The sequence below is a fragment of the Bacillus sp. NMCN1 genome (genome assembly GCF_002998085.1).
In the GTDB taxonomy this organism is placed as follows: domain Bacteria; phylum Bacillota; class Bacilli; order Bacillales; family Bacillaceae; genus Bacillus.
In genome coordinates this window covers 1-22,447 of sequence record NZ_PVQL01000006.1, presented here as the reverse complement: position 1 = coordinate 22,447, position 22,447 = coordinate 1, and the positions used below count along the sequence as shown (strand labels likewise).

Genomic DNA, 22,447 nt, shown 5'->3' with positions numbered 1-22,447 from the left:
GGTAAACCTCCGGGTATTTGGATTATTTTTTATGAATATTTTTCACATAATCTTCTTTATTGACTTGTCTTGCTCTAGCAATAGACAATGCATCCTGCGGTACATCTTTTGTAACCGTTGAACCAGCTGCAACATATGCCCCTTTTCCGACAGTGATTGGTGCCACGAGATTTGAATTACAGCCAATAAAAGCGCCATCTTCAATCTTCGTTAAGAATTTGTTCTTCCCATCATAATTGACTGTAATAGAGCCACAGCCAAGGTTTACATCAGTTCCGACCTCTGCATCTCCAATATAGCTTAGATGAGATGCTTTGCTGCGGTCACCGAAAACCGTTTTCTTGATTTCGACAAAATTCCCGATCTTCACTTCATCGCCAATTTTCGACAACGGGCGAATATGAGCAAACGGCCCAATTGTCACATCGACTCCAACCTCACTATCGCAGACGACAGATTGCTTAATCACTGTGCGATCTCCGATGATGCTGTCAACAATTTCAGTGTTTGGCCCAATAGTAGCGTCTGCACCGATTTTTACATTCCCTTTGATGACCGTCCCAGGATAAATGATTGTATCTTCACCGATGACAGCATCTGGTGAAATATATGTGTTCTCAGGATCAATCAAGGTCACACCATTCTTCATATGCTGATGATTAATACGTCGCTTCATGAATTGCTCTGCTTGTGATAGAGCGATACGATCATTGACTCCAAGTGTTTCTTCAAAATGCGGTGTTTGATATGCTGCAACCGTTTGCCCTTCATTCTTTAAGATTTCAATGACGTCTGGCAAATAGTATTCACCCTGTGCATTTTCATTCGATACTTGCTCAATCACACGGAAGAGATCTTCATTTGAAAAGCAATAAGTCCCTGTATTAATTTCATTCACTTGACGTTCCGCATCATTCGCATCTTTATGCTCCACAATTTTCACGACAGCACCGGTTTCGTCACGAATAATACGACCATAACCTGTCGGGTCATCCGCATGTGCTGTTAAAATAGTGACTTTCGCTTGATGTTTTTGATGCTCGCTCAACATAGCTTCCATTGTTTCCGCTGTCAATAATGGCGTATCACCACAAATGACAATGGTTGTTCCCTTTTCCTGCGCAAGGAACGACTTTGCTTGTTTGACGGCATGTGCTGTTCCCAGCTGTTCTTCTTGAAGTGCGTACTCACTTCTGTCTCCAAGCTGCTCTTTGACGTTCTCTGCTCCATGACCGACAATCGTCACTAGCTTGGCTAAAGAAAGCTTTAACGCTTCATCTGCTACATGCTCGACCATTGGCTTTCCGCAAACTGGATGAAGTACTTTGTATAGCTTTGACTTCATTCTCGTTCCTTTTCCCGCTGCTAAAATCACTGCGAACCGCTTATCCATTGATTGGCCTCCAATATCCCTATTATCCATAGAAAAATATATCCTAAATAAGGACTGATTTCAAGGATACATGAGGAAGTGCAATATTTTTCTAACGGATGAAACATATAAGACACATGAGGAAAAACGCAAAAAAGACAGCATTTAAAAGAAAACATTCCATTTTCTCTTAAAACTGTCTTTTTGGATTCACATATGATTAAGAAGCTCCAGCTTCTTCATATTCAATTGTTTCTTCCTCTTCGCCTAAGCGATGATATTCATTTAATACAGCATCTTGGATTTTTCCACGAGTACCTGAATTAATTGGATGTGCAATATCGCGAAACTCTCCATCAGGCGTGCGTTTGCTAGGCATTGCAACAAACAACCCATTGTTTCCATCAATCACACGAATATCATGAACAACAAATTCGTGGTCCAGCGTGATGGATGCAATCGCCCTCATGCGACCATCGGTATTCACGCGGCGTAATCTTACGTCAGTAACTTCCACAGTAGTTCACCACCTTTTCCCAATATAAAAGCATTACTTAGGTATTCAACGATTGTGGTGATTCTCCTGCTCTTTTTTTAAACTTTTTTGAAATATCGGGATATTTATACATTATTTGTCATTTTAGTGACGGCGCTTACATTCTCTCCGTGAAAAAAAGACATCATGATGATGTCTTTTCCTGCATATGATGAAACCAAACGGCTTTCGTTGAGACTGCCTGTTTACTTTACTAATGCAATCACTTCAATTTCTACGAGTGCATCCTTAGGAAGTCTTGCTACTTCGACACATGAACGAGCTGGCTTATGTGTATGGAAATACTCACCGTACACTTCATTTACTTCTGCGAATTGTTCCATATCTTTGATAAAAACTGTTGCTTTCACGACTGTCTCAAAGGAAGCACCTGCTGCTTCAAGCACGGCCTCAAGATTACGGAAGACTTGATGTGTTTGTTCTTTAATATCTCCATTTACAAAGTCTCCAGCTGGCGTTAATGGAATCTGCCCTGAGCTGTAAAACATGTTATTGACAATAATCCCTTGAGAGTAAGGTCCAATGGCTGCTGGTGCATGTTTGGTTTGAACAACTTTTGTCATAACAATCTCTCCCATTCAACTACATGTTTGATCAAAGCTTAAGCTTTCGAATGAAAAAACTCGTGAAAATTGCCTTCATTGATCTCAATGATCTTCTTCTTCATATCAATGGTTGAAAGCTTTAAAAGCGATACATATTCATCAACAAGACGTTCATTTACGCCTTCATCTTCTAAAAGAACACCGATCCCTGCAACATTTGCATTAAATTCCTCAAGCAAATTCATCATGCCGTTAATGGTTCCGCCCGCTTTCATAAAGTCATCAATGATCAGGACATTGGATCCTTTATCTAAGCTCCGCTTTGCAAGTGACATGGTTTGAATTCGGTTAGACGAACCTGACGCGTAGTTAATACTAACAGTTGACCCTTCGGTTACCTTATTATCTTTTCTAACGATCACAACAGGCACATTTAAATAACCCGCAACAGAATAGGCAATTGGAATACCCTTTGTCGCAACGGTCATGACGACATCAATCGCACGGTCTGCAAAGATGGTCGCAAACAGCTTACCGATTTTCGCAAGGATCGATGGATTACCTAAAACATCAGTTAAATATAAATAACCACCAGGAAGTACACGTTCAGGAGTCGATAGAGCCTCTCCGATATCGTTTACTACGTCGTCTGCTTCTTTTAGGTGAATCTTTGGAATATATTTCACTCCGCCAGCAGCACCAGGTACAGTAAGCAATGTGCCTATTCCCTGCTGTTCGAAGGTTTGTTTGATAATCGTTAAGTCTTCACTAATGGAGGACTTCGCAGATTGATATCTTTCTGCAAAAAAAGTTAACGGTACTAGTACGTGCGGGTGGGCTAACAAATAATTTGTTAAGTCCACCAATCTGCCGCTTCGACGAAACTTCATGAACTTACCCCCAGAACCCGAATAATTTATGATAAATATAACTTAATATACGGATTTAATCAAGGGCATTTTGTTCGCCGATCATGCGGACAGCGTATACTTGATCACAAAATCCTCTCAGTCCGTTATATATTCTTTGTACCTTCGATTCATATTGAATCAAGCCAAATACTGTAGGGCCGCTTCCACTCATTAAAACAGCGTCAGCACCAAAACGCTTCATCTGTCTTTTGATCATATCTACTTCTGGATACATCTTGAATGTCACAGACTCTAGAACGTTTCCGAGTGAGCCGCACATCTCTTTATAATCTTTCGCTTCAATCGCTTCAATCATACGCTTTACATTCGGGTGTTCTACTTTGCTTGCGTCATATTGTCTATAGACTTCAGCTGTAGATACCCCAATCACCGGCTTCGCTAAAATCACCCAGCAATGCGGCGGTGTCGCAATATGCTTTAGCTTTTCTCCACGTCCTGTCGCTAGTGCTGTGCCTCCGTGTACACAAAAAGACACATCTGAGCCGATCTCCGCTCCAAGCTCAGCTAGTTCATCTAACGTGAGGTTTAACTTCCACAAACGATTTAAGCCGCGAAGAGCTGCTGCCGCATCACTGCTTCCCCCAGCTAAACCTGCTGCGACTGGAATTGCTTTTGTGATGACAATTGATACACCTTTTTGAATACCGAACCTTGTTTTGAGTAATTTAGCCGCCTGATAAGCCAAATTACGCTGATCATCTGGCACGAATCGATTATGAGATGATACACGGATTTCATCCTTGTCCAGCTCCGTCAACTCTAGTCGATCTGCAAGGTCTATTGTTGTCATCACCATCTCCACTTCGTGATATCCATCCGGTCTTTTTCCATGAACATCAAGTGAGAGATTAATTTTTGCCGGTGCTTTTTCTAAAATACGCAAACATTTCACCTACTTCTCCATCTAAACATAAGTATCAATATTGTATCACATTTGATGGATCTGATGAATATAGGCTTTTACACCGAGCACACTGACTTTTTCATCAAAAAAAGCCAGAGACACCCGAGGTATCTCTGACCGTTTTTCTATCGTTGATTCTCATCCTGAGCCATGTGCTGTTGAGCTAATTCAATGGCACGTTTGACCATATTACCTGCGTCACGCGCACGAATCTCTCCCCAGCCTCCATTTTTGACGGTATCATAAAATCCAAGATCCTTCGCCAGCTCGTATTTGAACTCATCTGACATAATGCCTCGGCGTCTACCCAAACGAAACAGCCCCTTTAGTCGAGAATTCGAATCAGCGCCACTGCTTTTGTGGCTTTCTTATTTTGTATCGAATCTTTCCTTTTACCCCTTTCAAAAAATGGACAGACTCCCATTCAGAAAAAAAAGGCAAAACAAAAAGCAGTAAACAAGAAGTTCACTGCCCATTAATAGGCGACTGAGCTAGCGGTATCATCGAATGTTAATTCAACCGTCTCAGTCAGTATATCTGCATAACTATAAGAAACTCTTTCAAACGAATTCTCATCTTGATCTAATTGAATCACAAATACAGAAGGGTACGTTTCAGCTAAAATGCCCGAACGCTCAATTGTTTTACGGCGGCCCCCGTTAGCCTTTAACGTCAAACGTTTACCTAAGTTACCATCAAGCGATCTTTTGATGTCGGACAAAGTCTTCGCCATTGCATCCACCTCACTGAGATAATTATACAACAACGGCCCGTTTTTGTCAAATAAAAATTAAATTATATCAACGAACACGAGCCATTGTCAACAAAATAATTTTGACAAACTTCTACCTTTTCTTCTCCCTATTTTTCTCAAATTCCGGTGAATTATGTATCCTTTTGAAATTTCTTTTTGAACATAAAAAAACCAGACTGAAATCAGTCGGGTTATGTCGATTCATGGTCTCTTTTATATGGCATACCTACCCTTAGAACACCCTTCGTCTCGATGCCTCCGAGGCCTTTTTCTCTTGTTAGTGTATTTCGGAGCACATCCCACACGTTGATTCGATCTACAAATGGAGTGAAGCTGATCTTCGCAACGATATAGACGGGGTCGAGGGCATGGATATTCACACGGGAAGGCGAGCTCGCAAAATTGGCACCTGCTTGGATCAATGATTCGAAATGAGATTGACAGGCACCTGCAAAGATCACAAGCTGATCTAAATGAGGGATTTTCCGTCTTGCTTTTTGAACCGTTTCAACGAAATGACGAGAATGGCGATAGGCACCGATATCATGTACGCCGCCCTTTTGCTTGGAATACGCATCATGTCCTGTGATAACCAATATATCTGGTCGATATTGATCAATTAACGAGTCAATCATGCTTGGCATTTTCTTCTCATGGCAATGCACACCATACACAGGTACACCAATTCGTTCATATACATCTAAGCATTTCTTTAAGTATGAAGCATCTCCATCTAAATGAAGGACCTTTCCAGGCATGTGAAAATACTGCTCCTGATGCTGATATTGTTCAGAAGTATAATACTCTTGTTTTTCCCGCAGCAGCTGATAATCCTGTCTTAGTAAATCGAGCGATTCATTGATTTTTCGTTCGTCATCCTTCTCTCTAGTCAGCTGTTCCTCTTTTTGAATCTTGACGAGATCTGACACCTTAGCATCAGCAATCAGCCTCACTTCATTCCCATGCAATATGGCGGTGGCTTCGTGCTGATCGGTCTCATCAATTCGAATGATTCGAAACATAATATCCATTTGATAGGATGCCCTTGTCACCATATCTCCTATTTGAAATTGCATGCTTTTCACTCCACAATCAGGCTCATATCCTGTTGGTATCGTCTTGCGCTAAATATGTTCGTCTTTCATGTGTGCTGTTCTTTCTAGCCTATGCCCGAACAAACGAAGTGGTGAAAAACAAAAGAAAAAAGCCCTTAAAACAGGGCTTTTTGTAAAACATTCGACAAACGGGCAAATTCCTCAATGGATAATGACTCGCCGCGGCGCTTTCCATCAATGTCTGCTGTTTGAAGTGCTTCTTCAATCATCGCTTTATGTTTCTTTCCATCAGGTAAATTGTTCATGAGATTATTCATCAAGGTTTTTCGGCGCTGACCAAAGCTCGCACGGATCAATTGAAAGAATAACGCATCATTTTCTACTGAGACAGCAGGCGTTTCACGAACGGTCAGCTTAATCACAGCCGAATCGACATTAGGCTGTGGAACGAAAACCGTTTTAGGCACAACCATCACCGTTTTCGCTTCCGTATAGTATTGAACTGCGATAGACAGCGAATTGTATTCCTTTGATGAAGGGACTGCTGCCATACGATCTGCTACTTCTTTTTGCAGCATGACTACAATCCCTTTCAATGGAAGGTTTTCTTCAAGCAACTTCATAATAATCGGTGTCGTCACGTAATACGGTAGGTTGGCGACAACCATCACTTCTTTACAGTCAGCAAAATTTTCCTCGATGACCTTCCTCACATCTGCCTTTAATACGTCTTGATGAATGATCGTGACATTATCATATGGAGAGAGCGTATCGTTTAAAATGGGCAATAAACGCTGATCGATTTCAAAAGCAGTGACTTTCTTTGCACGCTTAGCGAGCTGCTCGGTCAATGCACCGATACCAGGCCCAATCTCAATCACGCCGGTCTCATCCGTCACCTCTGCATGATCGACAATACGATCGAGTATATTTGTATCAATTAAAAAGTTCTGCCCCAAGCTCTTTTTAAAAGAGAAACCGTATTTCTTCAGTATTTCCTTCGTTCTGATGGGTGTCGCTATATCTTTATTCATCGGCTTCCTCCTGCATGACGGTCTTTAAGGCCGCAATAAAATCATGTTTGGTTATTTGGAACATGTGAAGGCGCTTATGCAGCTGCTTCGCATTGGTATATCCTATATTTAAAAGCACACCTAGTCGTTCGCGGCGGCGTTTCGATGATTCGCCACCGATAAGGCCTGCGTCAAATAAGTCATCTAATGTAATGTCACTTTCCGATTCTTCCATTTCCTCATGGACATGGGCAAGGCATTCCCGAATACTGTCCAAGGAAGCATGCTCGACGCCAATTCCTTTGTCCCGCTTCGCCTTCGCAAGATGTTTTGGCAAAAATGCGTGCTTACAGCCAGGAACCGCTTCTGCGATGGTTTTCCGGATCTTCTCACCAGGGAAATCAGGATCAGTTAAAATAATGACCCCTCTCGTCTCCTGAGCAAGACGCACTTGTTGAATAACTGTATCACCAATGGCTGATCCGTTTGTTTCGATCGTATCTGCATCAACTGCCATCTTCACTCTGGCAGTGTCATCACGACCTTCCACCACAATGATTTCTTTGATTTTCATGTATTCCTCCGCTTGCAAAAACAATAAACAATTTTTGGTTAAAAAATGAAACCTTTCATGCTGTTTTTGCGTCTAATTAATTAGAAAACAGTGCTTCTATTATAACCAAAAAAACAGAGGGTGCGCAAAGCCCTCTGTTCATATAAATGATTTGATGTGTTTATTTGAGTACTCTAATTTTCACTCGTTTATTTCCCCATTGATAAGCTGCCGACTTATTTGGGACGAACACATCGATTTTATTCCCTTTTATAGCAGATCCAGTGTCTGATGCAACGGCATATCCATAGCCTTCCACATACACTTTAGAGCCTAGCGGAATGACACTCGGATCTACTGCTATGACCTTTGCACTCGGATTTGCTTTTAAATCAAAGCCTGTTGACGTTCTGCCCGTACATCCAGCACAGCTCGCTGTATAGGCTGTCGACGCCACATAAAATTCTTTTCCAGACGATTCATTGCTTCTTGAAACGGCAGGTGTCGCTTTAGGCTCTTTTTTGGATACTTGTGTACCAATAGCCACTAAACGATCCTTGCTATCTTTTTCAGTCACTTCTTTAATCAATTCTTTAGACACCACTTTGCCGTTTTCTTTCACAATGGCATAGTGCTTCTTCAATTTACCTTCTTCACCTTTTTTAAGCACCTTCTCTTTTCCTTTTTCAAGAGAACGATCCTTTTTATGTTTGGTATCAAAAGCAATTTTCTCTTCCACTACATCGGTGACTTTTTCCACCCGAGTGATCTTTATATCTGCGCTCTTTTTAGAAAGGTTACTATGTAACGCAGGCTTGATCTTATCGTGCTTCTTGAGCCTCAGCTCTTGTTGCTTTAAAAAGTCAGCGACCGTAGTCGAAGTGGTCCACACCTTTTTATCTTTTCCTCCATCATTTAGGCTGACCTGGAAGGCCTGCTGAACCACAAGATTCATATCTTTTTTTATCTTGTCATTCTTTCCTGGAGTTACTTGATCGTGCTTCCCAATATCTATCTTCTCATTCTTCAATAATGTTCCAACCGTCTGATCTGTTGTCCATATCGTTTTCTCTTTCCCATCTAGGGTCAGATGAACCGGTATAGCCGCATCATACACAATGTTCATGTTGTCTTCAATTTTTGTATTTAGACTTGGAGAGATATGATCCTCCGCCCTGGTCTTTATTCCAAGGTCTGAAAGCAGCTGTGCTACTGTCTCTTCATGTGTACGAATTGTCTTCTCTTTACCATTGATTGAAATGGTAATAGACTGCTTAGTGAGCTCATGCGCACCGTAAGCCGTCCCAGTTCCAGCTAAAAGCAAGCAAACAACTAGTAATAAAACCTTGCCTTTTCCTAGCTTAACAGAAAACAGATTTTTCATTTTTTGTACGATGAAAAACGCCTCCTTCTCCTCGGAGAGATTATATAGAGTATCTCAAAACCTGTCAACCCTTCCACCCACTGTACAAAAATGCTCGATTGTAACCCTATTATGGGAGATTGATGGAAGGAAGGGAAGAAAGACTTATCGACAACTTATCCTATGAGGAGGCGCAAACGTGTAGAACATTTTCGTTATGTTTCACAATTGGACAAGCTTAAACAAGGATTGACATCATATACTGTCAGTTTATACCGAAAACTTTTTTCGCATTTTTTGTGGTCAATTCAGCAAGCTCTTCAATGCTTATTTCTCGTAACTCCGCAATCTGTTCTGCGATATATTTCACATAACTTGGCTCATTACGTTTCCCTCTAAATGGCGCTGGCGTTAAGTATGGGCAGTCTGTTTCAATTAAAAGCCGGTCACTTGGTATGTCCTTAACAACTTCCTTCGGTTTTTTGGCATTTTTAAATGTCACGGGTCCACCGAATGAAATATAAAAGTTCATCTCCATACACGCTTTTGCGATTTCAAGGCTGCCAGTAAAGCAGTGCATAATTCCTCCAACATCAGCCGCTCCCTCTTCCTTTAAGATCGTCACGACATCTTCCGTTGCGTCACGATTATGAATAATAATTGGAAGATTCACTTCCTTCGCAAGAGCAATTTGACGTCTAAAGACTTCTTTTTGCACATCTTTTGGCGATTTGTCCCAATAGTAATCCAGACCCATTTCTCCAATGGCAACGACTTTTTCATGTTGAGATAATTCTTTAATCCACAGCAAATCCTCATCTGTCATATCAATGGCATCGACTGGGTGCCAGCCAATGGCTGCATATATGAGATCATACTCTTCAATTAATTCCATTGCTCTCGTAATTGTCGGGCGGTCAAACCCTACCACCACGATTTTCTCGACTTTTTCACTTTTCGCTCTTTCGATCACTTGCTCTAAGTCTTCATTATATTGTTCAGCATTTAAGTGGGCATGTGTATCAAATAACATCGTTGATTGCTCCTTTCGACAATTCTTCTAAAAAACAAAAGGTGTTCGACGAAATGTTACACGTGGAACACCTTTTGTTGATTTATAAAATTTTTGTTCCATTTGCTAGAGATTGATCCACTTCAAGAACCTGCAATTTCCCACCAGTTTCTCCTGTTAAAATCATTCCCTGGGAAATTTCCCCTCTGAGTTTGACTGGTGTGAGATTCGCTACACAAACGAGCTTTTTCCCTACTAATTCCTCAGGTTGATAATGCTTGGCAATCCCTGAAACAATTTGTCTTTTTTCAAATCCAAAATCAAGCTGAAGCTTTAAGAGACGATCGGCTTTTTTCACTGGGGCTGCTTCCAGTACCTGCGCTACTCGAAGATCAACTTTTGAGAAATCATCAAATGCAATTTCTGCTCCCAGCTCAGGTAATTCCGTTTCTTCTATTTCTACTTCCTCTTCTTCTACCGTTGGTGCACTTCCCTGCATTTTCTCTTTAATATACGCTACTTCTTCTTCTGCCTCTAAACGAGGGAACAAAGGCTCTCCTTTTTGTACCGTCGCTTGTTGAATGGCACCAAAAGATAGAGTGCTATCCCAGCTTTTAAGCTTCTCTTCTTTAATGCCAAGCTGGAAGAAGATTTTCTCAGGTGTTTTCGTTAGGAATGGCGTTAAGAGCACCGCTGTGATGCGCAGTGATTCTGCTAAATGATACATGACAGAATGCAGCTCTTTTCGTTTTGTTTCATCCTTTGCCAGCACCCATGGAGCTGTCTGGTCAATATATTTATTGGTTCTGCTGATTAATGTCCAAACATTTGAAAGAGCCACCGAGAATTCAAGGTTTTCCATCGCTTCTTCATAGGCTTTGACTGTTTGCTCAGCTACCGCTTTAAGTTCCTCATCAAACTCATTAACTGGACCCTTATAGCTGCTTAATGTCCCGTCAAAATATTTTTGTACCATCGCAACTGTACGGTTAAGCAAGTTACCTAAATCATTGGCAAGGTCATAGTTTACACGTTCCACGAATCCTTCTGGTGTAAACACACCATCCGCACCAAATGGTACTTCGCGAAGCAGATAATAACGAAGCGCATCAAGGCCATAGCGATCAATTAATGTGACGGGATCTACTACGTTCCCTTTTGATTTAGACATCTTACCATCTTTCATCAGCAGCCAACCGTGTGCGAAAATTTGTTTCGGCAGCGGCAGATCTAGTGCCATCAGCATAATTGGCCAATAAATCGTATGGAAGCGTACAATTTCTTTCCCTACAAGATGCACGTTGGCAGGCCAATATTTTTTATATTTTTCATCCTGATCAGTTCCATAGCCAATCGCAGTTAAATAGTTGAATAACGCATCAATCCATACATAGATGACGTGTTTTGGATTGTTAGGAACTTTAATTCCCCAATCAAAGGTTGTCCTTGATACAGCTAAATCCTCTAAACCGGGTTTAATGAAGTTATTGATCATTTCATTCTTTCTTGATTCAGGCTGAATGAACGATGGATTCTTTTCGTAATAGTCTAGTAAACGATCCGCATACTTACTCATACGGAAGAAATATGATTCCTCTTTAATTAATTCGACAGGATGGCCGCTGTCAGGGCTTTTCCCGCCAATGACTTCTCCTTTTTCATTCCGCTCAACATCAACAAGCTGTGTTTCCGTATAGAATGTCTCATCAGGAATACTGTACCAGCCTTCATATTGATCTAAATAAATATCACCTTGATCAAGCAGTTTTTGAAACACTTGCTCAATGATTTTCGTATGTCTTTTTTCTGTTGTACGGATGAAATCATCATTTGAAATGTCGAGTTTCTTCCATAATGATTGAATGTCTGCCACGACCGGATCTAAATACTCGATCGGTGTAATATTTTGTTCTTCAGCTTTTTGCTGAATTTTTTGTCCGTGCTCATCTGTACCCGTTAAATACATCACATCATAGCCTTGAAGACGTTTATAACGAGCCATAGCATCCCCTGCTACTGTCGTATAAGCATGTCCAATATGTAATTTTCCGCTCGGATAGTAAATAGGTGTTGTCAGATAAAACGTTTTTTTCTTTTCCGGCATGTCGGAACCTCCTGCGTGTGTGTAAATGTCAAAAACTCCCGCCCAATGGACGAGAGCGGTTATCATCATTACATGAAAATGTGTCAGATCAATTCATTCAATTTTGCACTTGTGCTTTCTCTATGATACCATCTTAGCCTTTAAGATCAAGCATATATACATAGAACAAGGTGAAATGATCGAAAAAGATGAGTTTTTCGAAAAAAACGACAAACCTGTCGACACTTTGTCGAATATTGTCGTATGAAATCTATTTCCAGATTTACAATTGTCTAATTTAGGGCAAAAGTCTTGTTAATCTGGACTCGTCATTTCTCATATTTTCATAGAAAAAACCCACAAAATCCTTATAAATCAACAGTTTCAAGGTCTTTTGACTTTAAGAGTCATATTTTACAAACAATAGTAAACAAAATGATTGACGATTTATGGAAACCTTGTTATGCTATGAATGTAAGGAATTTGTCGAATAATGACGAAGATAATATTATATTAAGAATAAGAACTCTTTGGGAGGAGAATGAAGATGAAATCTACAGGTATTGTACGTAAAGTTGACGAATTAGGACGCGTGGTGATTCCAATCGAACTTCGCCGTACTCTAGGAATCGCTGAAAAAGACGCTTTGGAAATTTATGTTGATGATGAAAAAATTATCCTAAAAAAATATAAACCAAACATGACTTGCCAAGTTACAGGTGAAGTATCAGACGATAACCTTAAACTTGCTAATGGTAAATTAGTTCTTAGCCGTGAAGGTGCAGAGCAAATCATTAACGAAATCCAAAACCAACTTCAATCACAAAAATAAGTTTGATATAAAAAAGGTTCTTGCACCGTTTGCAAGAACCTTTCTTTATTGTTCAATATGATAGGCATCGTATATCATGCGCTTTGGTACACCACGTTCGACGGCTGTACGTTTAATGGCTTCCTTCGACGTTAATCCTTCTTCTATATAATGGATTACGTGTTCCTTTTCAGATAAGGACTTCCACCAGGCTTCTTCATTTAGCTCTTCTTCATCTTGATCATTACCTTGTACGACAAGACAGAATTCACCCCGAATTTGATGCTCTGCGGCCCATGTCAGCACAGACTCTAAATCTCCACGAATAAACTCTTCAAATTTTTTCGTCAGCTCTCTCGTAATGGCGATATTCCGGTTGCCCCACACTTCCTTCATCAAAGTCAGCGTTTCCTTTAACCGATGGGGCGCTTCATAAAAAATGATTGTTTCTTGGCGCTTCTTCAAAGCTTCGAGCTGTTTTTTCTTTTCTTTTTTTTGTCGGTCAAGAAAACCATAAAAGAAAAATGGCTGCGGCGTAATTCCTGATGCAATGAGTGCTGTAAGTGCAGCGTTTGCTCCAGGTAACGGAACGACATAGCCGCCGATATTAGTAAAGTCTCGAACCACTTCAGCACCTGGATCAGAGATCGTCGGTAAACCAGCATCGCTCACGAGTGCGATGTTTTTTCCTTCTTTTAACCATGCAATTAACTTGTGGCCGCTGCTGTCTTTGTTATGCTCATGATAACTCGTTAACGGCGTATCAATTTCATAGACATGACAAAGCTTTTTCGTTTGTCTTGTATCCTCTGCGGCAATATAGTCTACATCTTTTAATGTTTGTATGGCTCGAAACGTCATATCTTCTAAATTGCCAATTGGGGTTGGGACGAGATATAGAATGCCCATATCTGATTGACCATCAAAGCTTTTCTGTGTTTTCATGTGCCGCCTCCTTTTCTAAACGCATTTCTTCTATATAAAGGTTTTTCTTTTTCCGTGTCCACGTTTTGAAACGATATTCTTGCTGCATGGCTTCTCTTTTGGTTGCAAAGCATTCATGATAATACAGCTCAACCGGCCGCCTTGCTCTTGTATACTTTGCTCCCTTTCCACTATTGTGGGTCGTCAGTCTTTTTTGTAAATCATTTGTATAACCTGCATATAGGCTGCCGTCTGCACATTTCAATACATAGAAATAATGATTATGCTTCTCCATACAGTATCGTCCTGATTTCCTCTGTATACTCTTGATCATCTCCATAAACAAAAAGAGGCGGGAGAATTTTCAGATCTGGTTTTCCATCTTTTATCCCCTCTACTAAGATGGTATTGGCTTCTTTCCCCTGTTTGGGATAAACAAATTGAATTCGTTTTGGCTCAATTCTGTATTTCTTCATCAATTCCACAATCTCAAGCAGCCGTCCCGGTCGATGAACCATCGCCAATTTGCCCCCTTGCTTCAGCAGCGTGGAAGAAACACGAATGACGTCCTCTAAAGTACAATGGATTTCATGCCGGGCAATTGCCAAGTATTCATTTTCATTGATCTCTTCCTTAGAAGGTGTCTTAAAATATGGCGGATTACATGTGATGACATCTACTTTGTGGTTGCCGTAGCGTGCTGGCATATCATTCAAATCACCGTGAATCAATTCAATCTGCTTTTCAAGTTGATTATACGCCACACTTCTTTTTGCCATATCAAACAGCCGTTCTTGAATTTCGACCCCTGTAATGGAGGCCTTAGATCGAGTCGAAAGCAGCAATGGCACGATGCCATTTCCCGTACAAAGGTCAATGATCTCTCCTTTTTGGATTGGCACATACGCAAATTTTGCTAATAACACTGCGTCCAATGAAAAGGCGAAAACCGTTTTACTTTGAATAATTTTCATATCTTCGGCGAGCAAGTAATCTAATCGTTCATCTTCTCTTAACGAAACCATGATGTATCCTTTCTTTTCCTGTGAAAAAGGCTTCCGATTCAGCGGAAGCCTTTTCTCATTTTTTATTTAAAAATGACAGACAGAACAAACAGTCTCCCTCTTTACGTATGCTCCCATAATGTACATTGCAAATATGGAAGCCCTCCTGATATAACCGAGCCAGGTTATCATGACCTTCTCCTATATCAGAATGACCTGGCTTCTGAGCAGAATCATTCTCTGTCACAGACGATTTGTCTCGATCGGACTGATCTAGACGTTCACGCAAGTGCTGATTCTCCATCTGCAGCTGATGATTTTCTTCAATCACTTCACCGATATGATTTTTCAAATCACCTAACTGGCGATAAAGAGAACCGATTTGTTCTTCTAAATTGATCACCGTATCAAATAGTTCCTTTTTATCCAAGGTGGCACACCTCGTTACTCAGTTGTTTGTGCAGATACAACGCCTTCTTGTAATAATTCTTCCCAAGTATATTCTATCACTTTTTCTTGTCCGGTTAATTCAACTTGCAAAATTCGTTCTAAAATGTTGAGCCCTACTACCTTTGCAGAGCCACTAGATGTCTGAATCGTTTCACCTATATCCGGCAATTGTTCTTTCGCTGTTTCATACTCATCATTCTCATATTTCAAGCAGCACATCAAACGGCCGCAAAGCCCTGAAATTTTTGTAGGATTTAGCGACAGGTTTTGATCTTTTGCCATCTTAATGGATACTGGTTCAAAGTCTCCTAAGAATGTCGAACAGCAAAGCATTCGCCCGCAAGGACCTATGCCGCCCAGCATTTTTGCCTCGTCTCTTACACCAATCTGGCGAAGTTCAATTCTCGTCTTGAAGATCGATGCAAGATCCTTCACTAGCTCGCGGAAATCTACTCTGCCATCCGCTGTGAAGTAGAAGATGACCTTGTTTCGATCAAATGTAAATTCAACATCGACCAGCTTCATTTCTAGCCCGTGTTCACTTACCTTCTGAAGACATGTATCAAAGGCTGTCATCGCTGCTTCTTTGTTTTCCTCAACGATGAGCCGGTCTCGTTCGTCTGCTACGCGAATTACCTTGCGCAGAGGAAGAACGACATCGTGTTCATCTACTTTTTTATTAGCGATGACCACTTGTCCGTACTCAACTCCTCTGACCGTCTCTACAATGACACAACTATCATTTTCTATATCAAATCCATTAGGATCGAAATAATAGATTTTGCCCGCTTTTTTAAAGCGAACACCAATTACGTTGTACAAGCTTATCCCTCCTGCAACATCAACACCAATTGCTCCATCAGCCCTTGGGCATTCACGTTGGATTGAAGTCTCTTTTTCGCTTCTAATACAGCAAGGATCTGGTTCGTCACCATCTGCTGTGTGGAATGCAGCGCGTGCTGCTTCATTGTCTGGAATAAGTCTTGATAAATGACTTTATCTTCATTTCCTATTTGAATCGACAATACATCACGATATATAAATAAAAGCATATCCAGACCTGTTTCTTGAAGGTCTTTCTCTTTGAAAAAAGGCATCCATTGATCCTGTATATAAAAAAATGCATGTTCTTTTCGCTGGTGTAAGACTTCATACAATTTTATCACTTTCGCTCTAGACTCTGCAAACTGATCATTTCGACTTAATTCGAGTGCTTCTGCTAAATTGTTGGTTAAATTCGACAAAAGCCTTGCAAGATGCTGAGATACGCCTTCTTGTAATAGCTGCTGCTCCAAGGATTGCGGCTGCAGCGGCTGAAAGCTAAGCATCTGACATCTTGAAATAATCGTATCCAGCATTTTATGCGATTGCTCAGTGATTAAAATTGCCATCGTTTCCCGGTTAGGCTCCTCTAGGAACTTCAATAAACTGTTCGCGGCATTGACCGTCATTTTGTCCGCATGAAGAATGATATACATTTTTCGGTGAGATTCCACACCTGCTTTTGTAAATTCTTCTTGCAATGCCTGCACTTGCGCTTTCTTAATCGATTGACCATCAGGCTGCACGAGATGTAAATCGGGATGGTTTCCTGATTCAATCCTTTTGCAGTTTTGACAGGATTCACATGGTTTCACTCCTGCTTCCAAGCAAAAAAAGCTCTTAGCCAAAAGCATCGCAGCATCACGCTTTCCCGTCCCTTTTTTTCCTTCAAATAAGTAGGCATGCGCAAGTCGGTCTTTATCAATACTATTAAAAATCAGCCGCATAACGCGCGGCTGCAAATCATTCATGTCATCCCAGCTAATTGCCATGTTATCACTCTCTATGTGTAAAGGTTAATCAATAAACCTTTTATTTCTCCAATACGTTCAAGCAAATCAATAGATGGTTTCTCTTGGTCCATCATATCCTCTGTTAATTCTATCAGCTTTTCATCTAATGCTTTGACTAAAGCGAGTGTACGCGTGTTGCCATAAATGTCGAAGCTTCTTGATGTTTCTATATTTAATCCATTATCGACTGTCTCTTTTACAAAGCGCTTCACAAGCCCTTTAAATCTAGCCAAGTCCTTTAAGTTTCGTGACTTTGTCAGCTTTTTACCGAACACTTCGATATCACTTAGCATGACCGTCAGTTGCTCTAAGCGCATTTTGCCGCTTTGCGTCTCCATCGATGCTTTAAAGGAGGCCGATGTTTGGCTTCCTTTCATGCCTTGGCGTTCACGCTTTTCTAAAAGCAGCCGCATATCTTGATTAATTTTCACAGCAACCCATCCTTAGAATTGATGAAATTGTTCAACTGGCAGAATAAAGACAGTAGCTCCACCAACTTCTACCTCAACAGGGTATGGTACATATGAATCTGCATTACCACCCATTGGAGATACAGGTGCAATCATTTGATCACGTTTACGGCAATTTTCTTTTATAAGCTGTAACGCTTTATCCACTCGGACATCATCACAACCAATGATAAAAGTCGTATTCCCAGACTTTAAAAACCCACCAGTTGAAGCTAATTTTGTCACGCCGAATTGATGTTCAGTCAATATTTTCAACAACTTGCTGCTATCTTGGTCCTGTACAACGGCAACAATTAATTTCATTTGATTGGCCTCCTTTGTTTTAGGCACAGGTGACATGCCGATGTCTTCCTCTATATTATAACAACTATTGGGAATGAGGTCATATTTGATTTTTCTTTAATGTGTCCTGAATTACTCGAAGTACTTCTTTATATACATCTTGCATCGGCTGAGAAGCATCCACTACATGGAATCGTTCTGGTGATTGCGCAATAAGCAGTTCATAGCCTTCTCTGACCAACTGGTGGAAATTCAGCGTCTCCATGTCTAATCGGTTTTTTTCTCTTCCTTGATTGGCGTGAATTCGCTTTAGCCCTTCCTCAGGTGTAATGGAAAAGTAAATAGTCATTTGCGGCATCGTGCCATTAATAGCAAAGTCGTTAATTGATCTGACTTGGTCAATTCCAAGCCCTCTCGCATAGCCTTGATAAGCAAGAGAGCTATCAACAAAACGATCACATAAGACTGTCTCTCCGCGTTGCAATGCGGGTTCTACCTTTTCAGCCAAATGCTGCCTTCTCGCTGCTGCATACAGCAATGCCTCTGTTTTCGCATCCATTTTCGTGTTTTTTTCATTTAAAATGACTTCACGGATCTGCTCAGCAATGTCAATGCCGCCCGGCTCTCGTGTCGCCATGACTGCATATCCTTGACGTTCCATTTCTTCGTACACTTTTCGAATCACTGTCGTTTTTCCGGCGCCCTCTGGTCCTTCAAACGTAATAAACATACCGCTCATAGTGTCTCCTCTTCTATATAAACATATAATTTTCTCTGATGAATGACCTGACTTGCTTGAACATGAACCTGATGTCCAAGCAAACGGCTTAACGCCTCAATTTGATCTTTCTTAATACGCTCTCCTTTAATCATCAAAGGAATACCAGGCGGATAGGGAATAATTGATTCTGCACTCATCCGGCCTGCTGCTTGTTCAAATGGGACAGCCTCTATGTCTTGATTTTGCTCATCAGTCTCAATAGATACCGTCTCATTTTGGATATGGTTTTTTCCTTTGAGCAATGAATTACTTTTCTTAAGAGCCTGCTCGATCCGCTTGAAAGGAACGTCCTTCCTCTGTTCTAAGCTAAGAACAAGTAAAACCTGATGTTCGTCCGCAAGCTCTGGATGAACATCCACTGACTCAAGCACCCGTTTTAATTCATAACCTGTCAGTCTTTTTGTTGATCGAATGACACATTTTAACGGATCGGAAGGCAGCGAGTCAGGCTCAATCACTTCAAGATGAGTCAGACAGTTGAACTGATCTTTCAGCTCTGTCAGCTCTTTCATGATTACATCCAATGTCCCTTTTCCTTTGATCTCTTCGACATAAGCTCTCGCCACATCTAATGAGGCCATAATTGGATAAGAGGGCGAACTGCTTTGAAGCATCGTGAGCAATGTTTTCAAACGCTTCGCATCGATTCGGTCCCCTTGAAGATGAAGATAGGAACCCATCGTCATTGCCGGAAGGGTTTTATGTGCTGATTGTACCACCACGTCCGCTCCATAGGAAAGAGCAGATGGAGGAAAGGCGCCACCTAGTACAAAATGCGCACCATGTGCCTCATCAACCAAAACAATCATACCTGCTTCATGACACATGTGAATCAGCTTTGATAAATCAGCTGCATGTCCGTAGTAATTCGGATAAGTCAAAACGATTGCCCGGCAATTAGGATGTCTTGCTATGGCTTTTCTGACTGTATCATCCGTCACATGTGTTGGAACATGCAAGTGTCGGTCTATCTCAGCGTCTACCAAAATAGGCGTTGCCCCTGCAAGCTCGATCGCATGGAAGACAGACTTATGGCAATTACGCTGGACAAAAATCTCGTCTCCCGTGCGGCATGCAGCCATCACCATCGCCAAATTTCCGACTGTTGTGCCATTCACAAGGAAAAAGCTTTGATCTGAACCATATAGCTTAGTCAATAAATCTTCTGCCTCTTGAATGACACCAGTCGGGTGATGGAGATCATCTAGACCTTCAAGTTCCGTCACATCCAGCTGAAGGATTGAAGCATAGTGAGACCGTGCCTCATCAAAAAAGACATCTCCATTGTGATGTCCTGGAACGTGAAAAGAATAAGGCTTCTTTTCCGCATGCTGTGCTAATGCTGTATATAAAGGTGTTCTCAAACATATCGACCCTTTTCACTTTAACGATATCTTAAGTCTATTATAACGTTCAAACAAGTGAACCGAAAGATGGTTTCTCATTCCTTTATTGGATTCACCAGCTGCTGTTCTGCCTCATACATACTGCTTTTCAATTGAGCTCGCTCTTGGCTTCCATGCTCTTTCACCTGTAACGTTTCCTGTAATGTTTCAGCTAATTGACGTTGAACCTTTTTCAACGTATCTATAGGAGCAAAAGATGCCTCTTCAAGAAGCTGTCCCTGCTGCTTCGATACCTTTTCATATGTTTTTTGGATTCGGTTCTCAAGAGCTGAATTGGCCCGCTGCTGAATATGCGTTAACGCAATCGACATTTGATTGATCCATAGAGGAATAGACGCAGAAACAGTTGATTGAATGTGATTGGCCAATGTATGATTCGTATGCTGGATCATCCGAATTTGAGCATTACATTGCAATGCTATTTGCCGGCTTAACAGCAAATCATACTTTCGTTCCTTTAGTCTCTCCACATACTCTTCCTCATTGAATCCCTGACTCATCAATTGCTCCTCTATTGTCTGGTCAACAGAAAGTTGTGTTTCTGAAATAGGCTGCTGCTCTAATGTTGTCATTTTCGCTTCAACTGCCGCGACCTGCAGTGTCATCTCTTGAAAATAAGTTTGATTTTCTTCAAATAAACGCTCTAATAACATATGATCCGAGATTAATATGCCTCTTGCATAACGAAGCCTTGCTGACAATCTCTCGATCTGTGATTTTGCATGTTGAAAACGCGATATGATCTCCTGAGTAGATCGTTTATCCCGTTGAAACCATTTTAAAAAAAAGCCTTGTTTCTTTGGCAGTAAATCCTCAGGCTCCACTACATGCAGCTGCTGCAAAAAGGTCTCAAGCACGTCTCCTATTTGATCGATATCTTTTTTCTCAACATATTTCATCATCTGTTGTGATTGTTCCAATAATCGTTCTTGCACACGTGTACCATAGAAAAGCAGCTTTTGCGGATTGTCAGGGATCTGCTTAGCACGCTGTATGGCTTCTTTTTTCTCTTCATCAGATAAGGTATCAAACACCCGAAACTGAAGATCTGTAGTGGAGACAGGTGATGGTGTGACGTGATCTTCCGGTTTCATCGAGTTTGACTCCTTTCGTCTATTTCTTTATCATTTTATCTGCTACTTCAAGCTCAATATGAAGAGCTTCTATGTCTCTTCCTAAAACTTGCTGCAAATCATTCGTCAATTGCTTTTGCAGCTCTGTCAATGTCACTCGGGTTTGGCTCAATGTCATTTCCAGCTCATGACTACGATTAGGCTGATTATACAATAGTGCATATTTCTCAGTTAGTTCAACGACAGAATCCAAGCTTTCGAAATAAAAACGCTGTGCATCATAAAATCGATTTGGCTCTTTTTTTGTTATTGTATAGATTCGTCGTGCAAGCCGAAGAACTTCATAATTATGTTTGATCGTTTGTACGTTTTTCACAGCAAATAAAGCTTTTTTTAAACGCACAAGCTTTTGCCCTGCTTCTTTTAAATGCTGTTTGATATATACATAATCACTACGAGACAGTCCGTGTTTCTTTAAAAACAATTGGAAAGCAGTCCATCTGCTCCCTACAAACATCACACCCCACCCAATCATCGCATACAGTATCGATAATCCAGCATGATGATGGAAAACCCCAATACTAACGGTTAAAATCACAAGCGAAAAAAAAGTAGAGAGGATGGCCCATATAAATGTATAAAAGATTGATTTCATGTTCATCGACTCCTATGAATAATCAGGCTCTCTGTTTATCTTATTATGAATTACGGATGATGTCCAAACTAAGTTCCAAAAAGCAAGCCCAATCCTTCATAGCTCATAAAAAAAGACCATCTAATGGTCTATGAATACAAAGGGGGCGTATGAAGATTTTTAAGCTTTCTCACATAATCGGAATAGCTAGGATCCGAGGTCGATGTAGAAATCAACTTTCGCTCACAGTCTCGGCACAAAAACTGATGATATAAATAAATTCCCTTTGTCTTTTTCTCTTCACAAATCAAACAAATCGCTTCTCGCTCTTTTTTGCTCATTGTGACACCTCCACTTATAGCTTCAGTATGCCCTAGCGCTTTCAATTGTATACAAAATTAAGAATGTTTCAGATGGTAGTTTAGTATATGTATCCATGTCAGATCGGGTGTTTGTTCCTTTTCTTAAAAAACAAAAAAGACCAGTTCCGAATGGAACTGATCCTTAGAAAAGCTTGGCGGCGTCCTACTCTCACAGGGGGAGACCCCCAACTACCATCGGCGCTGAAGAGCTTAACTTCCGTGTTCGGTATGGGAACGGGTGTGACCTCTTCGCTATCGCCACCAAACCTGATG

Annotated in this window: 27 protein-coding genes and 1 rRNA gene; 1 reads left to right on the top strand and 27 read right to left on the bottom strand. The window is 40.9% G+C overall.

The genetic code is table 11. The features are described 5' to 3' along the window. Window positions 1-22: 22 nt before the first annotated feature. From glmU to metG, 13 genes are all read right to left on the bottom strand, one after another. The gene (glmU, locus tag C6W21_RS18550; protein WP_106052251.1) at window positions 23-1,393 is read right to left on the bottom strand and encodes a bifunctional UDP-N-acetylglucosamine diphosphorylase/glucosamine-1-phosphate N-acetyltransferase GlmU; all 1,371 of its coding nucleotides are present in this window, start codon (window positions 1,391-1,393) and stop codon (window positions 23-25) included. 199 nt (window positions 1,394-1,592) lie between these two features. Further along, entirely contained in the window at window positions 1,593-1,889 is a 297-nt protein-coding gene (gene spoVG / locus C6W21_RS18545) for a septation regulator SpoVG (protein WP_034324487.1), read from the bottom strand. 224 nt (window positions 1,890-2,113) lie between these two features. Then, on the bottom strand, window positions 2,114-2,491 hold the full coding sequence (gene ridA / locus C6W21_RS18540; RefSeq protein ID WP_106052249.1) for a 2-iminobutanoate/2-iminopropanoate deaminase: 378 nt from the start codon (window positions 2,489-2,491) through the stop codon (window positions 2,114-2,116). Window positions 2,492-2,529: 38 nt separating this feature from the next. Continuing rightward, window positions 2,530-3,363, bottom strand: coding sequence for a pur operon repressor (purR, locus tag C6W21_RS18535; protein WP_106052247.1), 834 nt, complete (start codon window positions 3,361-3,363; stop codon window positions 2,530-2,532). A 55-nt stretch (window positions 3,364-3,418) separates the two neighbouring features. Then, on the bottom strand, window positions 3,419-4,288 hold the full coding sequence (ispE, locus tag C6W21_RS18530) for a 4-(cytidine 5'-diphospho)-2-C-methyl-D-erythritol kinase (RefSeq protein WP_106052245.1): 870 nt from the start codon (window positions 4,286-4,288) through the stop codon (window positions 3,419-3,421). 146 nt (window positions 4,289-4,434) lie between these two features. Continuing rightward, window positions 4,435-4,620, bottom strand: a complete 186-nt coding sequence (locus C6W21_RS18525) for a small, acid-soluble spore protein, alpha/beta type (protein ID WP_012008653.1) — start codon at window positions 4,618-4,620, stop codon at window positions 4,435-4,437. Window positions 4,621-4,784: 164 nt separating this feature from the next. Further along, window positions 4,785-5,042, bottom strand: coding sequence for a biofilm formation stimulator Veg (gene veg, locus C6W21_RS18520; protein ID WP_003217979.1), 258 nt, complete (start codon window positions 5,040-5,042; stop codon window positions 4,785-4,787). 212 nt (window positions 5,043-5,254) lie between these two features. Further along, the gene (gene yabG / locus C6W21_RS18515) at window positions 5,255-6,139 is read right to left on the bottom strand and encodes a sporulation peptidase YabG (RefSeq protein WP_106052242.1); all 885 of its coding nucleotides are present in this window, start codon (window positions 6,137-6,139) and stop codon (window positions 5,255-5,257) included. Between the two features lie 134 nt (window positions 6,140-6,273). Beyond that, the gene (gene rsmA / locus C6W21_RS18510; protein ID WP_106052240.1) at window positions 6,274-7,152 is read right to left on the bottom strand and encodes a 16S rRNA (adenine(1518)-N(6)/adenine(1519)-N(6))-dimethyltransferase RsmA; all 879 of its coding nucleotides are present in this window, start codon (window positions 7,150-7,152) and stop codon (window positions 6,274-6,276) included. Beyond that, window positions 7,145-7,705, bottom strand: coding sequence for a ribonuclease M5 (rnmV, locus tag C6W21_RS18505; RefSeq protein WP_106052238.1), 561 nt, complete (start codon window positions 7,703-7,705; stop codon window positions 7,145-7,147). The genes rsmA and rnmV overlap by 8 nt, the downstream gene beginning before the upstream one ends. A 160-nt stretch (window positions 7,706-7,865) precedes the next feature. Next, entirely contained in the window at window positions 7,866-9,068 is a 1,203-nt protein-coding gene (locus tag C6W21_RS18500; protein WP_106052235.1) for a G5 and 3D domain-containing protein, read from the bottom strand. A 244-nt stretch (window positions 9,069-9,312) separates the two neighbouring features. Then, window positions 9,313-10,080, bottom strand: a complete 768-nt coding sequence (locus tag C6W21_RS18495) for a TatD family hydrolase (protein ID WP_106052233.1) — start codon at window positions 10,078-10,080, stop codon at window positions 9,313-9,315. An 82-nt stretch (window positions 10,081-10,162) separates the two neighbouring features. Continuing rightward, window positions 10,163-12,163, bottom strand: coding sequence for a methionine--tRNA ligase (gene metG, locus C6W21_RS18490; RefSeq protein ID WP_106052230.1), 2,001 nt, complete (start codon window positions 12,161-12,163; stop codon window positions 10,163-10,165). Between the two features lie 520 nt (window positions 12,164-12,683). On the opposite strand from metG, the gene abrB reads away from it, so the two are divergent. Further along, on the top strand, window positions 12,684-12,974 hold the full coding sequence (gene abrB / locus C6W21_RS18485) for a transition state genes transcriptional regulator AbrB (RefSeq protein WP_087975202.1): 291 nt from the start codon (window positions 12,684-12,686) through the stop codon (window positions 12,972-12,974). Window positions 12,975-13,019: 45 nt separating this feature from the next. On the opposite strand, the gene rsmI is transcribed toward abrB, so the two are convergent. The 14 genes from rsmI to rrf form a co-directional block, all read right to left on the bottom strand. Beyond that, window positions 13,020-13,898, bottom strand: a complete 879-nt coding sequence (gene rsmI / locus C6W21_RS18480) for a 16S rRNA (cytidine(1402)-2'-O)-methyltransferase (RefSeq protein ID WP_106052228.1) — start codon at window positions 13,896-13,898, stop codon at window positions 13,020-13,022. Beyond that, the gene (locus tag C6W21_RS18475; RefSeq protein ID WP_106052225.1) at window positions 13,876-14,172 is read right to left on the bottom strand and encodes a GIY-YIG nuclease family protein; all 297 of its coding nucleotides are present in this window, start codon (window positions 14,170-14,172) and stop codon (window positions 13,876-13,878) included. The genes rsmI and C6W21_RS18475 overlap by 23 nt, the downstream gene beginning before the upstream one ends. After that, complete coding sequence (locus tag C6W21_RS18470) at window positions 14,159-14,902, bottom strand: tRNA1(Val) (adenine(37)-N6)-methyltransferase (protein WP_044140390.1); 744 nt, start codon at window positions 14,900-14,902, stop codon at window positions 14,159-14,161. The genes C6W21_RS18475 and C6W21_RS18470 overlap by 14 nt, the downstream gene beginning before the upstream one ends. A 55-nt stretch (window positions 14,903-14,957) precedes the next feature. Then, window positions 14,958-15,311, bottom strand: a complete 354-nt coding sequence (yabA, locus tag C6W21_RS18465; RefSeq protein ID WP_106052223.1) for a DNA replication initiation control protein YabA — start codon at window positions 15,309-15,311, stop codon at window positions 14,958-14,960. Between the two features lie 14 nt (window positions 15,312-15,325). Continuing rightward, complete coding sequence (gene ricT / locus C6W21_RS18460) at window positions 15,326-16,153, bottom strand: competence/sporulation regulator complex protein RicT (RefSeq protein WP_106052221.1); 828 nt, start codon at window positions 16,151-16,153, stop codon at window positions 15,326-15,328. A 2-nt stretch (window positions 16,154-16,155) separates the two neighbouring features. After that, window positions 16,156-17,145, bottom strand: coding sequence for a DNA polymerase III subunit delta' (holB, locus tag C6W21_RS18455; RefSeq protein ID WP_106052218.1), 990 nt, complete (start codon window positions 17,143-17,145; stop codon window positions 16,156-16,158). A gap of 11 nt (window positions 17,146-17,156) precedes the next feature. Then, window positions 17,157-17,597, bottom strand: a complete 441-nt coding sequence (locus tag C6W21_RS18450; protein ID WP_106052216.1) for a YaaR family protein — start codon at window positions 17,595-17,597, stop codon at window positions 17,157-17,159. 12 nt (window positions 17,598-17,609) lie between these two features. Then, window positions 17,610-17,939 (bottom strand): cyclic-di-AMP receptor, encoded by a 330-nt coding sequence (locus C6W21_RS18445; RefSeq protein WP_012008640.1) that lies wholly within the window; start codon window positions 17,937-17,939, stop codon window positions 17,610-17,612. 79 nt (window positions 17,940-18,018) lie between these two features. Further along, window positions 18,019-18,657: a dTMP kinase gene (tmk, locus tag C6W21_RS18440; protein ID WP_106052212.1), complete on the bottom strand. Its 639-nt coding sequence runs from the start codon at window positions 18,655-18,657 to the stop codon at window positions 18,019-18,021. Continuing rightward, window positions 18,654-20,063: an aminotransferase class I/II-fold pyridoxal phosphate-dependent enzyme gene (locus C6W21_RS18435; protein ID WP_106052208.1), complete on the bottom strand. Its 1,410-nt coding sequence runs from the start codon at window positions 20,061-20,063 to the stop codon at window positions 18,654-18,656. Before C6W21_RS18435 ends, tmk begins: the two co-directional genes overlap by 4 nt. A 77-nt stretch (window positions 20,064-20,140) precedes the next feature. Next, on the bottom strand, window positions 20,141-21,199 hold the full coding sequence (locus C6W21_RS18430; RefSeq protein ID WP_106052206.1) for a toxic anion resistance protein: 1,059 nt from the start codon (window positions 21,197-21,199) through the stop codon (window positions 20,141-20,143). 19 nt (window positions 21,200-21,218) lie between these two features. Further along, complete coding sequence (locus C6W21_RS18425) at window positions 21,219-21,833, bottom strand: 5-bromo-4-chloroindolyl phosphate hydrolysis family protein (RefSeq protein WP_106052203.1); 615 nt, start codon at window positions 21,831-21,833, stop codon at window positions 21,219-21,221. A 128-nt stretch (window positions 21,834-21,961) separates the two neighbouring features. Next, entirely contained in the window at window positions 21,962-22,153 is a 192-nt protein-coding gene (locus tag C6W21_RS18420) for a sigma factor G inhibitor Gin (protein ID WP_003217973.1), read from the bottom strand. Window positions 22,154-22,324: 171 nt separating this feature from the next. Continuing rightward, window positions 22,325-22,440 (bottom strand): 5S ribosomal RNA (gene rrf / locus C6W21_RS18415). Window positions 22,441-22,447: the final 7 nt, after the last annotated feature.

Coding starts and splice junctions, on each gene's coding strand:
- C6W21_RS18420 (WP_003217973.1), bottom strand. CDS start 22,153: ATGAGCAAAAAAGAGCGAGAAGCGATTTGTTTGATTTGTGAAGAGAAA.
- C6W21_RS18475 (WP_106052225.1), bottom strand. CDS start 14,172: ATGGAGAAGCATAATCATTATTTCTATGTATTGAAATGTGCAGACGGC.
- C6W21_RS18425 (WP_106052203.1), bottom strand. CDS start 21,833: ATGAAATCAATCTTTTATACATTTATATGGGCCATCCTCTCTACTTTT.
- rsmI (WP_106052228.1), bottom strand. CDS start 13,898: ATGAAAACACAGAAAAGCTTTGATGGTCAATCAGATATGGGCATTCTA.
- C6W21_RS18470 (WP_044140390.1), bottom strand. CDS start 14,902: ATGGTTTCGTTAAGAGAAGATGAACGATTAGATTACTTGCTCGCCGAA.
- purR (WP_106052247.1), bottom strand. CDS start 3,363: ATGAAGTTTCGTCGAAGCGGCAGATTGGTGGACTTAACAAATTATTTG.
- holB (WP_106052218.1), bottom strand. CDS start 17,145: ATGGCAATTAGCTGGGATGACATGAATGATTTGCAGCCGCGCGTTATG.
- C6W21_RS18495 (WP_106052233.1), bottom strand. CDS start 10,080: ATGTTATTTGATACACATGCCCACTTAAATGCTGAACAATATAATGAA.
- glmU (WP_106052251.1), bottom strand. CDS start 1,393: ATGGATAAGCGGTTCGCAGTGATTTTAGCAGCGGGAAAAGGAACGAGA.
- C6W21_RS18500 (WP_106052235.1), bottom strand. CDS start 9,068: ATGAAAAATCTGTTTTCTGTTAAGCTAGGAAAAGGCAAGGTTTTATTA.
- C6W21_RS18445 (WP_012008640.1), bottom strand. CDS start 17,939: ATGAAATTAATTGTTGCCGTTGTACAGGACCAAGATAGCAGCAAGTTG.
- rsmA (WP_106052240.1), bottom strand. CDS start 7,152: ATGAATAAAGATATAGCGACACCCATCAGAACGAAGGAAATACTGAAG.
- C6W21_RS18430 (WP_106052206.1), bottom strand. CDS start 21,199: ATGAAACCGGAAGATCACGTCACACCATCACCTGTCTCCACTACAGAT.
- yabG (WP_106052242.1), bottom strand. CDS start 6,139: ATGCAATTTCAAATAGGAGATATGGTGACAAGGGCATCCTATCAAATG.
- veg (WP_003217979.1), bottom strand. CDS start 5,042: ATGGCGAAGACTTTGTCCGACATCAAAAGATCGCTTGATGGTAACTTA.
- abrB (WP_087975202.1), top strand. CDS start 12,684: ATGAAGATGAAATCTACAGGTATTGTACGTAAAGTTGACGAATTAGGA.
- tmk (WP_106052212.1), bottom strand. CDS start 18,657: ATGAGCGGTATGTTTATTACGTTTGAAGGACCAGAGGGCGCCGGAAAA.
- rnmV (WP_106052238.1), bottom strand. CDS start 7,705: ATGAAAATCAAAGAAATCATTGTGGTGGAAGGTCGTGATGACACTGCC.
- ridA (WP_106052249.1), bottom strand. CDS start 2,491: ATGACAAAAGTTGTTCAAACCAAACATGCACCAGCAGCCATTGGACCT.
- metG (WP_106052230.1), bottom strand. CDS start 12,163: ATGCCGGAAAAGAAAAAAACGTTTTATCTGACAACACCTATTTACTAT.